This window comes from Nostoc piscinale CENA21 (genome assembly GCF_001298445.1).
Classification (GTDB): domain Bacteria; phylum Cyanobacteriota; class Cyanobacteriia; order Cyanobacteriales; family Nostocaceae; genus Nostoc_B; species Nostoc_B piscinale_A.
Genome location: NZ_CP012036.1, coordinates 6,101,336 through 6,116,897 on the forward strand (window position 1 = coordinate 6,101,336; position 15,562 = coordinate 6,116,897).

Sequence of the window (15,562 nt, forward strand, 5' to 3'; positions counted from 1 at the left end):
AGCATGGCAGATCAACAGCCATATTTAGTTTCTGGGTTACAACTTTGGCAGTGGCGTAAGCAAGCAATTCAAGCTGCGATCGCTGCTGCTGTACCCCCATTAGAAGTTGATTGGCTGCTGCAAGAAATTGCTGGTTTAGACCGGTTGTCCCTGCGTTTAGAATCTTTCAAAGACTGGGCTGAAGTACCCATCGCCATGTCTTTGAGAGATTTAGAACAACTTTGGCAGAAACGATTGCGCGATCGCTTACCAGTGCAGTACATCGCCGGGGTGACACCTTGGCGAAACTTTATGCTGGCGGTGTCGAGTGCGGTGTTAATTCCTCGACCGGAGACAGAGTGCATCATTGATTTAGCAGTAGCAGCGATCGCTCAAAGTCAGGCTGTCAAGTCATTAGATCAAGGGCATTGGGTAGACTTGGGGACTGGGAGCGGTGCGATCGCGATTGGGCTGGCGGATGCGTTGCCAAACGCCACGATTCATGCTGTTGATTACAGCGCAGCCGCTTTAGAAATTGCCCAAACCAACGCCAAAAATCTGGAATTTGCTAACCGCATTCATTTTTATCAAGGTTCTTGGTGGGAACCATTAACAACTCTCAAAGGCCAAATCAGTGGAATGGTTTCTAATCCGCCGTATATCCCGACTGAAACTGTGGCTACCCTAGAACCAGAAGTGAAGCAGCATGAACCACATTTGGCATTAGATGGTGGTGCGGATGGTTTAGATGATATCCGTCATTTAATTGAAGTGTCTCCCAGTTATTTGCGTCCTGGTGGTGTGTGGCTGATTGAAATGATGGCGGGACAAGCGGGTGCGGTGCGAGAACTTTTGCAAAATCAAGGTAGCTATAGCGATATTCAAATCCATACTGATTTAGAAGGAGTTGAACGTTTTGCTTTAGCGTATGTGAGTAAAGGGAACAGAGAATAGGGAACAGGGGATAGGTGACAGATAGCGGTGAAAGGTTTTGGATAGATACACTCTTGCCTAAACCATTGATTTTTCGTCTCACTGCATCAATTTAGCCCCGACGAATGGAATTTGCGGCTATAAAAACGTAGACACGCAAGCGGTGAAGCAGCGCGGTCATGGGGGTTTCCCCCATGAGCGACTGCTGAACCCGGAGGGCTTCCCGAAGGGTAGTCCGCCTACACGGAATAACGTAAAGTCCAGCCTTTTGAGCCTGCGGAGGCAGGCTTTGTTCGTGTAGCCGCGATTTTAATCGTTCGGTGCAAGATGTGAAAATACACTCTGACAGGAGTTATGAGTGAAAATACAGAAATTACGTATTTTCATTCATAACTTCTGACATTGGTAAATATGGCTCAAGTTGCTATAGAAGATTTAATCGCAGGCGCACAGGCTGGCTGTTTAGTGAGTTTTCCGACTGATACTGTCCCAGCACTGGCGACTTTGCCAGAAAAAGCTGGTTTAATTTTTGCCGCCAAGCAGCGCAGTCAGGATAAACCTTTGATCTTGATGGCTGCTAAGGCGGAGGATTTATGGCCTTATGTCAAGGGTGGTGAACATGAATATGAAATTTGGCAACAAGTAGTAAGTAAATATTGGCCGGGGGCGTTAACTTTAGTATTGCCAGCGAGCGATCGCTTGCCCCAAGAAATGAACCCGACTGATCCGACGACGGTTGGTATTCGAGTTCCAAATAGTGCGATCGCGCGTTCTATTTTGGCAAAAACAGGCCCTTTAGCAACAACCAGTGCCAATTTTTCTGGACAGCCACCTTTACAAACGATGGCGGAAATTACGATGCAATTTCCTGATGCGTTAACCTTAGAGACGAAAGGACTTATTGAGGAAATTTCTGGGGTTGGTGTACCTTCCACTGTTGCTAAGTGGACAGGAGAAAACTGGCAAATTTTGCGTCAAGGAAGCATCACACTGGATTAATCAAAAAATCCACAAATAAAAGTTAATAATTGCCAAATTATGAATTGGAGCAACTGGGCATATCTTGCAGTCGGAATCATCTTAGGAGTCGGTTTTCGTTGGTTATTTGCCAAGTCAGCAAACACTAGTCCTAACACATCACCAGTAATATCAGAATCACAAGAAACTGTGTCACAACTGCTGCAAGAAATCAAACAAACGCAGTTGGCTTATCAAATGGCGCAGGAGATGAGTCAGTTTAAAGCGGGTTTTTTAGCACGCACTACTCATGAATTGCGCTCGCCACTCAATAGTTTAATTGGCTTGCATCAATTAATTTTGTCAGACTTATGTGAAAATCCCGAAGAAGAACGAGAATTTATCGCCCAAGCTCACGAAAAAGCTTTGAAGTTGCTGCATTTGATGGATGAAATTCTCAGCATTTCTCGAACTGAATACGGTACAAATAAATTAGATATTCAGCCGCGCTGTTTAGACACAGTTTTTCAAGAAGTTAAAGACTTAACTTATATGCTGGCGGCGAATCGGAATTTTGCCTTGCAGATGTCACCCATAGATCCAGATGTTTATGTGTTGGCAGATCATCGCTGGTTACGCCAAGTTTTAGTTAATTTAGTAGACTCTGCAATTAGCCAAATGCAAGAAGGTAGTATTTGTGTTTCGGCGACAGTTTCAGATACTACTAATCTAGCTCATATATATTTAGATATTCCTGCCCATGCTTTACCTGAAAGTGAGCCGATTGATTTAATGCAAAATAATAAGCCTCCTCAAATTCAAGATGAGAAGGCTAACTTTTCTCCGGGAATGAAATTATTACTCAATCAAACACTATTAGAAGTTATGGGAGCAAAACTAGAAATGCTTCCCAAGTTAACAAGTTCAGAATCAAATGAGTCACTAACTAGGGTACAAATTACCATTCCTGTAGCTTGAGAAAGTGCTGATACCAATTCGCAATTCGCAATTCGCAATTAATAAATCTAGCTCCAGTAAGACTTTCCTGATTTCTATCTGTCGCATTCTTTTTTCAAATTGGTATGAGTTTTGAATGCTGAGTAAAAAGCCTCTATTGCCTAGCCCCTAACCTCTAACCTCTAGCTTCTAGCCCCTATTCCTGAAACTGTAGTTCTGCTGCGGAAAGGGAATTTAGCTGTTTGGATTGGTTATGTAGCACCATAGTTGTGCTGCTATTGGGTGTAAAGCCCATTTTTTTGTAGAATTCTTGTTGGTGAGTAGTCATTAAATATACTCGCTCCACCCATTTCATCCGGGGATGGTTCAAAACTGTATTGATTAATTTGCTACCTAGCCCATTACCTTGATAGTCTGGGTGAATGACTACATCCCAGATTGTAGCGCGATAGATGCCATCAGAAGTTGCTCTAGCAAAGCCAACCAGTTTTGTGTCATCCCATAAAGAAATTACCGGGTCGCTGTTGGTAACAGCGATGTTTAAATCCTCAATACTACGTCCTTTTGCCCAAAAAGCTGCAATATTAAATAATTCTTGGAGCTGGTAAAGGTCGATGTCAGAATGGCGATCGCTAAATTTAATCTGAGGATGGTTCATGTGTAGCAACTCAATTGCACCAATAAGTATGTTTGCTTTGATAGCAGGAGGCAGAAGGCAGGAGGCAGGAGGAAAAGTCCTACTATTCCTGGCATTCAAGCTTTCAAATTGCTCTAACATATCTGACTACCGCTATATTTAGTCATATTGTGCAGAAAATTTCTCCATAGGCATAGCGAAATGCAACTATATACAAATTTATTTAACTATTCTCAGATTTACTGACAAATGAACTTCCATAGAGGATGACTAGGCCCTTGCTGGCGGATACGACAAACTTGTTTTTCTAGGCGTTCTTTTTCCGGCTGTGGTAGTCCCATTAAAATATTACGGCTTTGCCAAACTAAAACAGAAATGGTCATGGCAATACAAAAACTTAAACCCAAGGTAGACAGGGGATGATAGATGAGTCCATATCGCACTGCTACCCAGGTAAAGTATTGTTGCCACAGAGCAATTTCTGAGCGTAAATTCCACAGACTCACAGGTGCAATCAGCAGCCATAAAAATGTCACAAATAACCATCTGCCATACACTGTCAGCTGATGTAGTTTCTGAACTTGTTTAGCAAAAGATGGGTCATTAATTGATGGTTGTTCTGATTGATCCATAGCAGGAAAAGGTCACGCGGACGTGGATGCAAATAGTGTTAGCAATTTTTGATTTTAAATGCGAGATTTTGGGTAGTTTTTGAATTTAGAAAAGTGGAAGCAGTATCAACAACACTCCAGTAAGTTAATCAAAAATCCCCTAGGACTAACTATCTGCTGATGCGTCAAATGCTTCGCTGTTGGTGCCTAGATTAGGTTTTCCGGTACGTTCTCGCCACAAAGCCAGGAGAGTGCTAGCAATAAAAATACTGGAGTAAGCTCCGGCTATGAAACCAATAATTAAGGCTAAGGCAAAGTTTTTGAGGGTTTCTCCCCCAAACAGAAAGATGGCAAATAAGGTCAATAAAGTGGTTAAGGTAGTGTTGATTGACCTACTTAGGGTTTGATTGACGGCATCATCGACAATCTCAGCAATTGGGCGGTTAGGATTAGTTTTGAGGGTTTCACGAATGCGATCGTAAATTACCACTGTGTCGTTGACTGAAAACCCAGTAATTGTTAGCAAAGCAACGATGAAAAGGCTATCTACTTCTGTTCCCAAAACCAGACCTAAAATTGAGAAGATGCCTACTGTGATTAACACATCATGAAACAGAGCAATAATCGCAAAGACAGCATAATCTAACTGGAATCGGAAAGCTAGGTAGACAATAATCCCCGCAAAGGACACCACCAAAGCAATTATCCCAGAGGTAAATAATTCTCTTCCCAAGGTAGGCCCAACTGTGTCAATTTGGTTTTTCTGCTGGTCAAAAGTCCCAACTTTGGCGCTTAAAGCATTTTGCAACTGGGTACGCTGATCGCGATTTAAGTTTTTTGTCCGAATTAGTATGCCGTTTTCTTTTCTGGTTTCTTGATCGGCAACAATTTGGATACTACTATCACCTAGTCCTTGTTCTTTGGCGACTTCTCGAACAACGTTGATATCAATTGGCTGTTCACAGTTTTTTGGTTGACTGCAATCTCGTTCAAACTGTAGTCTTGTACCACCGATAAAATCTAAACTGGGACGTAGAGGCGCACGGATATTTGGATTTTGCCAAGAAATCACCATTGAGATGATGCCAGCGAGGATCACTGCACAAGAGATAGTCCACCAAAGCGATCGCGATTTGTTAATACTCAGTTTCATTGCGCTACCTCAGTCTTATTAGATGCTCCTGATGCTGACAAGTTCGGACAGTAATATTCTGGTTTTCGCAGTGCAGGAATCGAAATTGCTAAAAACATAAAGGTACGACTACAGGTAATGGCAGTAAACATACTCACTGCTACACCCAAAGCCAAGGTTAGCGCAAAGCCTTTCACCAAACCAGCACCTAGCCAGAATAACGCTGCACAAGCAATCACTGTTGTGACGTTACCGTCTAAGATACTTGAAAAAGCGCGGTAAAAGCCAGATTCCACAGAGCGATACAATGACTTACCTGCTTGTAATTCTTCTCTGGTGCGCTCAAAAATTAGCACGTTAGCATCTACCGCCATACCAATACTTAGAATAAAACCTGCAATACCAGGCAATGTCAGAGTTACACCTAACAAGGCAAAGCAAGCCCAAGTAAGAATGGCGTAGATAATCAGAGCAATATTCGCAATTAATCCTGGTAGTCTATAGTACAAAATCATAAATATTAATACTAAAAGCAGACCACCACTGCCAGCATAGATACTGCTGATAATACTGTCTTTACCCAAGGTAGCCCCAACGGTGCGGATTTCAGCAATTTCCACAGGTACGGGTAACGCACCACCACGCAGTTGCACACCTAAATCATTGGCTTGTTGGGGGGTAAAGCGGCCTGTAATGACGGCTGCACCGCCAGTAATCCCAGTAGCGGCAAATTCTGGCCCGACTACAGGGGCGCTGATCAGTTCGTTATCGAGGAAAATTCCAATACTACGGCCTGTACCTGCTAGATTTTTGGTAAGGTCAGCGAATAATTCACCACCCTTCTGCTCAAAGCGAATGGCAACATTCCAATTGTTACCTTGTTGAGTCGGTTCACCGTAGGCATCTTGCAGGTATTTACCATTGAGTGGAGGATCTGTGCTTTCAAATAATTCCAGGATTGCTTGATTATTTTTTTGTAATTCTTCTTGATTTTTGTTAATTGCTGCTTTATCTGTGCTATTGCGTAATTCTTGCTGCTTGGCTTTCAGTTCTGCGCGTGAAGATTGAAAGGCAAAAAGTTGAGTTTCAGTTCCAGGTTTTTGTTTACGAAATTCTAACTGTGCTGTACCGCCTAGCACTCTTTCTGCTTGTTCGGGATCATTTACCCCTGGTAACTGTACCAGAATTTTATCTGCACCTACGGTTTGGATGACTGGTTCGGAAACACCAAGGCCGTTAATTCTTCCTTCTACGACTTTTTGAACGCCTTCTAATTCGCGTTCGGTGATTTCTTTCATCCCTGGTGCGGGTTTGACTTGAATTGTAAGCTGGGAACCGCCGCGTAAATCCAGCCCCAGTGGTATAGGAATTGTGGCAATTACCGCGATCGCAGCGATTACCAAAACTAATATCAAAGCTAATAGTGACTGCTGTCTTTGCATACCATAACTCGCAACTGACAAACGCTATAATAACGTTCTTTGATGGAGTTACGGAAAGTGTGAAGTATGAAGTATGAAAGCTGTAGACGCGAAGCGTCTAGCTGTCAGCTATGTTGAAATTCAAATTTCAGACTTCAGACTTTTTTCAGACTTCAGACTTCACACTTCAGAATTTTTTACACACGCATTGCGACCATTTTCTGTACAGCTTCGACGATTTGTTCTGGCTGAACGATGGTGAGCCGCTCTAGAGCGCCGTTGTAAGGTGTGGGAATATCTTGGGAAGATAGACGCAGCACTGGTGCATCTAATTCATCAAAGAGGCGATCGTTAATGGAAGCAGTTAGTTCTGCACCGATACCGCCAGTCCGCATACACTCTTCCACAACAATTACGCGGTGGGTTTTGCGGATAGATGCACCGATAGTATCAAAATCAAGGGGTTTGAGTGATATTAAATCAATAACTTCGGGGTCGTAACCTTGTTTTTCTAAAGGCTTCACGGCTTGCATCACATGATGACGCATCCGGGAGTAAGTCAGAATTGTGACATCTTTGCCTTGACGCACGACCTCTGCTTTATCTAAGGGCAGGAGGTATTCTTCTTCTGGTAAATTTTCTTTTAAGTTATACAAAAGTACATGCTCAAAGAACAGTACAGGATTATCGTCGCGGATAGCGGATTTGAGTAAACCTTTAGCGTTATGGGGAGTGGAACAAGCCACAATTTTTAACCCAGGTACGGCTTGGAAGTAAGCTTCTAGGCGTTGGGAGTGTTCTGCGCCTAATTGTCTACCTACACCACCAGGGCCGCGAATCACCATTGGAATTTTAAAGTTACCGCCGGAAGTATAGCGCAGCATCCCGGCGTTGTTGGAGATTTGGTTGAAGGCTAAGAGCAGAAAGCCCATGTTCATACCTTCAATTATCGGTCGCAACCCAGTCATGGCCGCCCCGACTGCTATACCAGTAAAGCTATTTTCGGCGATGGGAGTGTCTAAAACCCTCAAGTCACCATACTTTTTGTACAAGTCTTTGGTGACTTTATAGGAACCGCCATAGTGTCCTACGTCTTCACCCAGAACAAATACACTGGAATCACGCGCCATTTCTTCATCAATGGCTTCCCGCAGAGCGTTGAAAAATAATGTTTCTGCCATTTAAACCTTTAGTTACGACTGTTGTTTTAGAATCTTATCGCGCTGCCGTAGCAAATACGGTGAGCGATCGCACTAGTTGGAGATGAGTTTTTGAAATATTAGTAAATCTACTGAATTCAATACTCAATAATGTTTATTTAGTATATACATAACTTGTCACAATTAAGGTTATATCGCGCTGTTATTCAGCATCATCCAGAACATGAGTAGATTTCGATTTCCGAGTTTGTTGACTGCGATTCGAGCAATAATTATTTTACTTTGTGGCTTGATGACTTTTTCGATATTAGGCTATGCAGCTTATCGAATTTATCAAGAATTATTTCGAGAACGTCATGTTGGCGACATAGTTAATCTAGAACCTGATTCTGATGTTCAAGTTAAATTTAACTTGGTTTTATTTGAAGTGATTAGAGGTACACCTTACCTGATGGCGACGATCAGTTCCCAACAAAATTATCGTCAGTCTTACTATGAAAAAGAAGCTGCCAGCATTCGGAATTTTTTTATTTTTTAATACCAGTGATCAATCAGCTTGGAAGTTAGTTACCAACAATAACTCGTTGTTTTTGCGCTATCAACAATTAGGCTTATCAACGCCTCCTGAAAATGTTGTTAAAAAGGTGCAAGGAATTTGGTATGAAGTGGTAACGGCTGACAGCGATGGTGACAAACACTTGACAGCAAGTGATCGCAAAACTATTGCGGTTTCTGATTTTGCCGGAAAAAGTTATACTGAAATTATCCGCCAAGTAGACCAAGTAGTAGGAACCCATCAACCTAATGACTCTACTTTACTAGTTTTTTACACCTCAGAGGCGAAAAATTTCGTTACTGAAATCAATATTCCTGAGCGGAAGGCGGTGGTAACAAAACAACTACCACTGTTAGACTAAGAATTTAGTACTCAGGAGTCAGAATTCAGAATAAATCAGGAGTCTACTAAATATAAGTTAATTAATTCTGACTGCTGGATTCTGTATTCTGAATTCTGCAAAAAGTTAACTGCAAACAGGTGCATCTGTGACTGGCGCTACTTGATTTTCGGAAAAACGCTTTGGTCTACCGGGTTTACGTTTATGGCGTTGGTTGATGGATTTTTCGCTGGCGGAGGCTAATTCTTCTGGTGTACATCTAAATAGACGTATAGCCTCTAGATATTTTTTGGGTGTCATTGTAGGTTCCGTGCGGCCGGCTTCCCAGTTACGTACACTGGTTTCACTAATTGCAAGCCTGAAGGCCACCTCTGCACGGCTAAGTCCGGCACGTTCTCTCAGGACTTGCATATCCATAGTTTCATGCTCCCTTTAATAATAATTTTGAATTTATTTATTAAATCGATTGGCGTTTAAGCCAATTGCAAAGAATTTATTAACTATCCTATTTTATAAGCGATCGCCGATCCTCTAGCAAACGAGGTATAACATTCATAATATAAAGAGTTTAAATATACAATGAATGTCAGCCATGAATTGAGATAGTAGAATTTGCTGTGCGACGTTTAAAAATAATCATCTCGTTACCGACAATGGGGTTACGCGCGACTAATCTATCTTGAGAATCGAAAATTTCTAAATGACTAAAATTTAGTTCTTGAGAACGTAGTAATATTTCGGCTGCAAGTTTGTTTTGTTGAGATTCTTTAAGAGAATACCAATCGTCATTAATTTTAATAATGAGATTGCTAGTGCGAAAATTCGCTTGAATTGACTGTATCAGACCAGAGGCAAAGCGATCGCTAATTTCTGCTACTTGATTTTCAATCGCTGCAATCAAAATTTGTTCTGGAGTTAATTCTACTGCGGGTGTCGTTTCTGGTTCCGGTGTTGGAGTAACTTCTGGTTCTGGTTCTGGTGTGGGTGTAACTTCCGCTTGTGGTTCCGGTGTGGGTGTAGGAGTAATTTCCGGTTCCGGTGTTGGCGTAACTTCCACTTCTGGCACAGGAGTAACTTTTACTGGAAGCTGAGGTTCTGATATTGTAGACTCTGGCGGAATAGTTGGTGTTGGTGTAGGTACAGGAACTTCCTCAACAGGCGGAATGGTAGCAATTTCCGTAGGTTTACTCGAAAATAAGCTAGAAGTTGTCCCAATAACCAAAACTAAAGTAATGCCAGTAATAATTCCTGTCAAAGTTGTGTCTGACAACTTTCTAGAGAAACTTGCTGGTAATAAAGAGCGAATTTTAGCTAATATTCCACTCCAGACTAACTGGAACTGTTGCCAAGTTGTATTTGTTGTAGATGACTCAGCCTCTAATTTCACCACAGCTGTTTCTAAAACCCCAATTGTCCCCCGCAACACTTGGATAATAGCCGCCTTCCAAATTGGCGGCTTTCTGGGGTAAGGTTCTTGGGGAGAAGACGGTTGTGAGTTTTGGTTGTCTCGTGACATGGAACTTTCACCAACAGCAGCGAATCAAAGACAAACAATATATAGCAGGTGATAGGTGATAGGTGATAGGTTACAGGTTACTAATATTTTTCCTCATCTATGCTTCGACTACCATACATCAAACTGTATCTGTCTGTTTTGCCTTAATGTATCTTATACTGCGTGCTTGTATAACAATATTGATGCCTGAATACAGCATTCATACTTCACACTTTAGACTTTATAAATTATGAAACTGAAACGCCGTCAATTTTTATCTTTAAGTGGCTTGGGATCTGTTGGTACAGGAATCATCGGTTGGACTTTAGCTCATCACAATATTTCTTCCGATGATTCTGTCGCCACAGCAGCTAAACCAGCAAACAAAGATTTACTATTGCGTTTTGTGTCTGTGGCAGATACCGGGACTGGTGCCAAAGGACAATATGCTGTAGCTGAAGCAATGAATTTTTATCACAAGCAAAACCCATATAATTTAGTGGTTTTAGCTGGCGATAATATTTATAACAATGGCGAAATCGAAAAAATTGGGTCAGTTTTTGAACGTCCTTATCAACCTTTATTGAAAAAAGGTGTAAAGTTTCAAGCCTGTTTAGGTAATCACGATATTCGGACAGCTAACGGTGAGCTACAACTTAAATATCCCGGCTTTAATATGCAGGGAAAACGTTACTATACATTTCGCCGTAATCAAGTCCAGTTTTTTGCTTTAGATACTAACAGTAATGCTGATTGGAAAAAACAATTACCTTGGTTAGAACAGGAATTAAGTCGCAGTGATGCACATTGGAAAGTTGTATTTGGTCATCATCCAGTTTACGCTTCTGGTGTTTATGGTAATAATCCAGGGTTTATTAAAGTTTTTACACCTTTGTTTCAAAAATATGGTGTGCAACTTTATATTAATGGGCATGAACACCATTATGAACGAACTAAATCTATTAATGGTACAACTTATTTAATTACTGGTGGCGGTGCTGGAACTCGTCCTGTTGGTCGTTCTGAATGGACTGAGTATTCTGCTTCTAGTTTGAGTTTTGCAGCTTATGAAGTGTATGCCGATAGAATAGAAATTAAGGCTATTGGTACTGATAATCGTGTTTTTGATCAGGGTGTTATTCCGATTAAAACTGCTTAGTTAAGTTAGATAAAATTTCGCGCTAAGACGCAAAGTTAAAGGTGGTTATAATCCACCAAATTATTGATTGCAAAACTATTTCCATAATATATAGGTGTGATTTAACAATGAAATAATCACACCAATTTATTTAATATTCCAGATAAATTCACAGGTAATGATTGGGTATAATATTTTTTTATCCGCTATTTTTAAAAATTAGTTTTGTATATCTTCGCCTTTTGATGAATAAAGGTTAGACATATTTGATTTTAGATATAGTACATTCATCCCTTGGATATTTTCTGATTTAATATCAGATTTATCCAGAGAATTTGATTTTTTTATATTCTGCATTTTTTTCGGGAATATTAGTGTTATTAATCGAAGAACTAACATTATTATCAGAATTTAATTCTGTCGCCATATATTGGTTCTGTTCTTTTATCAGACGGCTGTAAGTTCTTTGAGGCATAAAGTGAAGCGGGTTGTATCCAATAAAACGCAAAATTAATACACAAGCCCAAGAATATCTACCATCACTAATAGCTTCAATTACTTGCTCTAACTGTTCAGGAGTAATCAAACTGTGACAGTTGTTTTGAGAAGAAGGTACTTGGTAGTTCATGGCTAACCCTGTAGTGGTGCTTAACTGAAATTTAATAACTAGATTCTGCCTGGATGTTTGAAGTTTGATGAGTTGCTTGAACAGTAATATTGCTGAGTGAGGAGAATTTATCTCTTGAGGCCAAGTTGCTTTTGTTCCTCTTCTAAAACCATCCAGATTCGTTATCAGAAATTTGCCTAATGAATAGTTACCTAATACACAGAATAATCTTTATTTTGCTGCCTATTTAGCCAAATTGGCATTTTTTCAACAGAAAGCACCAAGAGTTGACAAAAGATTAGTATGAGACAGCAGCAGGTATCTATTGTTTATACATCAATTTGCTGCTTTATAAGATGATAGTAAAGTCCTTGAAGTGTCATCAGTTCTTCGTGATTACCTTGTTCAGCAATAACACCTTTATCTAGCACAATAATGTGGTCAGCATTACGCACGGTTGAGAGGCGGTGAGCAATAATAAAAGTGGTACGAGCCTCTGTTTCGCTCACGCGACTGATGCGGAGAAGATTTTGTTGAAAACGTCGCTCTGATTCGGTGTCTAAAGAACTGGTAGCTTCATCTAAAATCAGGATGCGGGGATTGCTTAGAATAGCACGAGCGATCGCAATTCTTTGGCGTTGTCCCCCAGAAAGACTAGAACCGCGTTCGCCGACTTTGGTGTTGTAGCCTAGGGGTAAAGTTTGAATAAAAGCGTGGGCTTCTGCCAGCTTACTAACTTCAATTACCTGTTCTAAACTATACTCTGGACGATATAAGGTGATATTTTCGAGAATCGTCCCAGAAAATAAAAAGCACTCTTGGGGGACAACGCCCAATTGGCGACGCAAAGATTGAGGGGAAACATGACGGATATCATGTCCATCTACTAAAATTTTGCCACTAGTGGGATAATATAACCCCTGCAAGAGATTGACTAATGTACTCTTGCCAGAACCGCTACGACCAACAATGGCAATAGTTTGACCAGGGTTTGCTGCTAAAGAAATATTTTGCAGGATATTGCGATCGTCATCGGCACTATAACGAAAAGTCATATTTTCAAATCGTACTTCTCCTCGGAGGTTCGGTAGAACCAACATGGATTTTTCCGCAGTTTCTTCTGGTTGAGTGCTAAAAATATCATCTAACCGCTCTACGGAAACTAGCACTTCTTGAAATTCATCCCAAAGATTCACTAGTGATAAAACAGGGCCAATTACATTACCAATCAGCATATTGAAAGCGACTAATTGACCTATGCTGAGTTGGTCTTGAATTACTAAGGTTGCTGAATACCACAGTAATGCGGTACTACCTAATGTATTAATTAATCCGCTAATTACTTGTAAAGTAATCGCTAATTTCTGACCGCGAAATTTAGCATTGACTGTACTAGTAAAGTGGTCTTCCCAGCGCCAGCGCAGTTCGCGTTCGGCGGCGGCGGCTTTGACTGTGGCCACGCCTGTGAGCATTTCTACTAATGAAGAGTTTTGCTTTGCGGCTTCATTAAAAATTTCCCGCGATACCTGACGTAAAATCGGACTGGCAATTACTGTCAACAAAATAATCGGTGGTAATAGTGCCAGTACTAAAAAAGTTAATTGCAAGTTGTAATATGCCATGAGTCCGACATAGACAACTGCTGTTAGTGCATCTAGCCAAGCTGCAACTGCTTGTCGCGTCAGAAACACCTGAATTTTTTGGTTTTCTTGAACGCGGGTGATAATATCCCCTACGTGGCGAGTAGCAAAAAACTGAAGCGGTAAATTCAGGGTATGAGTAATAAAGCCAGTAATCAAACTCAAGTCTACTCGGTTGGAGAAATAGTCGAGCATATATTGGCGAATGCTTCCCAAACCAATGCGCCAGAGACTAAATACCAACGAACCGATGATAAAAACGTGTAAGGTGCTGAGACTTTTATGAACTACTACCTGGTCAAGAATGACTTGAGTTAACAGGGGAGTTACCAAACCAAACATTTGCAGCAGCAAAGAAGCAACGATAATGGGTAGCAACAGTGAACGGTAAGGTAAAAATGCGCTCCAAAATCGCCCTAACGATGGTTTGGTAGATTGTACAGCTTGGAATTGAGGTGTAGGAGTTAGTAAGAGTGCGTATCCAGTCCAGCCAGCTTGAAAATCTTTGATATTTAGCTTTTTACGCCCAATAGCAGGGTCAGAAACAATAACACAATTTTTCCGCACTCGATAAACAACTATATAATGGTCGCCTTGCCAGTGGGCAATCCAAGGATGTTTTTGATTGGCTATGCGGTTGAGACTGGCGCGTACTGGCCGAGCTTGAAAACCTATACTTTCTGCGGCGTTGGCTAAACTTCTGAGGGAGGCTCCGCCACGACCAACATTTGAGATATTTCGGAGAATATTGATATTAAATTTTTTACCCCAGTAGCGGGAGATCATCGCCAAGCATGCAGGGCCGCAATCAGCAGTACTTTGCTGCTGAATGAATGGGTAACGCTGACCAAACAAGGGACGGCGTTGTTTACTGGGTAGGGGAAAGGTTATGAGATTAGACTGGGCTTTTGCAGATGGCTGTTGCAGATTGGTGGTGTGTGTAGTTGCGACAGGATTTTTGTGGCGTTGACGAGTGGTTGTCGTTTTGTCTGCGATTATCTGCTGGGAAGATACACCTAATAATTGTGGCGCGATCGCTTTAGCTTTTTCCCATTGGGCGATCGCTAGTTTATAAATTACTAAATCAGTTTTAGCAATCCAATCAGTTGGTATTGGCTCAGGATATCCCCAACTGTTACCAATACTCGGAAATGGTGCTGAGGGATTTTCTAGACTGTGAATTTCGCCACTACGCAGCCAGAAACGTCCATCCTCATTGGGAGTTGACTGAGACAGTACTGAACCAGCACTGACTTTTATTTGCTCTAAGTAAGGTACAAATTCTTTGAGGGTATGACTGGAAAGTTTGGTATGCGGTATAGTAACAGATGTTTTGAAGAATAGCAGAGTTTGTCGCATTGCTATTCTATGACTCAGATAGTCTTGCAGTTGCGGTAAGCGATCGCACCACTGTTTGAGGTTGGCTGTGGGGATAAAAGCCAGCGTACCTGCACTAGCTGCGATCGCACGATAAGTTAAAGTTTCATCGGTAAACAGTTCATCTGCACCGTAAGTTTCTCCAACTCCTAATAAAGAAGTTGCTACTTCTTTTTGTAAGGTTGCATTCCAGCTGACTAGCCGCACTTGGCCTTGGCAAATGATATAACAACCTGGAGCATTTTCTGCTTGATCAACAAGCTCATCCCCCAGGTTAAAATCCCGGATTTCAAAAGCTGGTGATAAGTTCCGCACTAACTTGTCATTGTTAGATAACCAACTCAAAAGAATATCCGATAATAGTTGGCGATCGTTGCGAGGCTGTACTGAAAGGTTATATTCTTCAGTTCCTAATATTTGTTTCATATTTTCTTAAAAAAATCTTCTTCAATACTTAAAATTCATAGTCCTTATATATAGAAGCAGTGGATTAATAACCATGCTTCTAAGAGGTTGTTTGAAAAGTATTATTGTTAACAACAAGATTTTAAAATCTAACTCCGTGAGCCTCCCCTTTCCCACAAGGAAATGGCAGGGTGTTTTCAAAGCCTCTCCCCTAAGC

Annotated in this window: 15 protein-coding genes; 6 read left to right on the forward strand and 9 right to left on the reverse strand. The window is 41.3% G+C overall.

All coding sequences use genetic code 11. From position 1 onward, the window contains the following. Positions 1-3: 3 nt before the first annotated feature. The 3 genes from prmC (at position 4) to ACX27_RS26105 (ending at position 2,847) form a co-directional block, all read left to right on the forward strand. Positions 4-933, forward strand: a complete 930-nt coding sequence (gene prmC / locus ACX27_RS26095) for a peptide chain release factor N(5)-glutamine methyltransferase (RefSeq protein ID WP_062296717.1) — start codon at positions 4-6, stop codon at positions 931-933. Positions 934-1,323: 390 nt separating this feature from the next. Further along, positions 1,324-1,911, forward strand: a complete 588-nt coding sequence (locus ACX27_RS26100) for an L-threonylcarbamoyladenylate synthase (protein WP_062296719.1) — start codon at positions 1,324-1,326, stop codon at positions 1,909-1,911. Positions 1,912-1,950: 39 nt separating this feature from the next. Continuing rightward, entirely contained in the window at positions 1,951-2,847 is an 897-nt protein-coding gene (locus ACX27_RS26105) for a sensor histidine kinase (RefSeq protein ID WP_062296720.1), read from the forward strand. A gap of 175 nt (positions 2,848-3,022) precedes the next feature. Here the strand turns inward: ACX27_RS26105 and ACX27_RS26110 are convergent, their stop codons facing one another. From ACX27_RS26110 to ACX27_RS26130, 5 genes are all read right to left on the reverse strand, one after another. After that, positions 3,023-3,484, reverse strand: a complete 462-nt coding sequence (locus ACX27_RS26110; RefSeq protein WP_062298585.1) for a GNAT family N-acetyltransferase — start codon at positions 3,482-3,484, stop codon at positions 3,023-3,025. Positions 3,485-3,702: 218 nt separating this feature from the next. Beyond that, on the reverse strand, positions 3,703-4,095 hold the full coding sequence (locus ACX27_RS26115) for a hypothetical protein (protein WP_062296722.1): 393 nt from the start codon (positions 4,093-4,095) through the stop codon (positions 3,703-3,705). Positions 4,096-4,240: 145 nt separating this feature from the next. Further along, the gene (gene secF / locus ACX27_RS26120; RefSeq protein WP_062296724.1) at positions 4,241-5,227 is read right to left on the reverse strand and encodes a protein translocase subunit SecF; all 987 of its coding nucleotides are present in this window, start codon (positions 5,225-5,227) and stop codon (positions 4,241-4,243) included. Continuing rightward, positions 5,224-6,648 (reverse strand): protein translocase subunit SecD, encoded by a 1,425-nt coding sequence (gene secD, locus ACX27_RS26125; protein ID WP_062296726.1) that lies wholly within the window; start codon positions 6,646-6,648, stop codon positions 5,224-5,226. Before secD ends, secF begins: the two co-directional genes overlap by 4 nt. A 176-nt stretch (positions 6,649-6,824) precedes the next feature. Next, on the reverse strand, positions 6,825-7,808 hold the full coding sequence (locus tag ACX27_RS26130) for an alpha-ketoacid dehydrogenase subunit beta (RefSeq protein WP_062296728.1): 984 nt from the start codon (positions 7,806-7,808) through the stop codon (positions 6,825-6,827). 202 nt (positions 7,809-8,010) lie between these two features. Between ACX27_RS26130 and ACX27_RS26135 the strand changes: the two genes are divergently transcribed. Together ACX27_RS26135 and ACX27_RS26140 are read left to right on the forward strand one after the other, a co-directional pair. Further along, complete coding sequence (locus tag ACX27_RS26135) at positions 8,011-8,325, forward strand: hypothetical protein (protein WP_062296730.1); 315 nt, start codon at positions 8,011-8,013, stop codon at positions 8,323-8,325. Next, positions 8,282-8,704, forward strand: a complete 423-nt coding sequence (locus ACX27_RS26140) for a hypothetical protein (RefSeq protein ID WP_062296732.1) — start codon at positions 8,282-8,284, stop codon at positions 8,702-8,704. Before ACX27_RS26135 ends, ACX27_RS26140 begins: the two co-directional genes overlap by 44 nt. A gap of 105 nt (positions 8,705-8,809) precedes the next feature. On the opposite strand, the gene ACX27_RS26145 is transcribed toward ACX27_RS26140, so the two are convergent. Together ACX27_RS26145 and ACX27_RS26150 are read right to left on the reverse strand one after the other, a co-directional pair. Then, positions 8,810-9,100: a helix-turn-helix domain-containing protein gene (locus ACX27_RS26145; protein WP_062296734.1), complete on the reverse strand. Its 291-nt coding sequence runs from the start codon at positions 9,098-9,100 to the stop codon at positions 8,810-8,812. Between the two features lie 169 nt (positions 9,101-9,269). After that, positions 9,270-10,199 (reverse strand): hypothetical protein, encoded by a 930-nt coding sequence (locus tag ACX27_RS26150; RefSeq protein ID WP_062296736.1) that lies wholly within the window; start codon positions 10,197-10,199, stop codon positions 9,270-9,272. A gap of 229 nt (positions 10,200-10,428) precedes the next feature. Between ACX27_RS26150 and ACX27_RS26155 the strand changes: the two genes are divergently transcribed. Next, positions 10,429-11,337, forward strand: a complete 909-nt coding sequence (locus tag ACX27_RS26155) for a metallophosphoesterase family protein (RefSeq protein ID WP_062296738.1) — start codon at positions 10,429-10,431, stop codon at positions 11,335-11,337. A gap of 301 nt (positions 11,338-11,638) precedes the next feature. Here ACX27_RS26155 and ACX27_RS26160 read toward each other — a convergent pair whose 3' ends face one another. Further along, positions 11,639-11,944: a HetP family heterocyst commitment protein gene (locus tag ACX27_RS26160; RefSeq protein ID WP_062296740.1), complete on the reverse strand. Its 306-nt coding sequence runs from the start codon at positions 11,942-11,944 to the stop codon at positions 11,639-11,641. A 308-nt stretch (positions 11,945-12,252) separates the two neighbouring features. Beyond that, positions 12,253-15,366, reverse strand: a complete 3,114-nt coding sequence (locus tag ACX27_RS26165; protein WP_062296741.1) for an ABC transporter transmembrane domain-containing protein — start codon at positions 15,364-15,366, stop codon at positions 12,253-12,255. Positions 15,367-15,562: the final 196 nt, after the last annotated feature.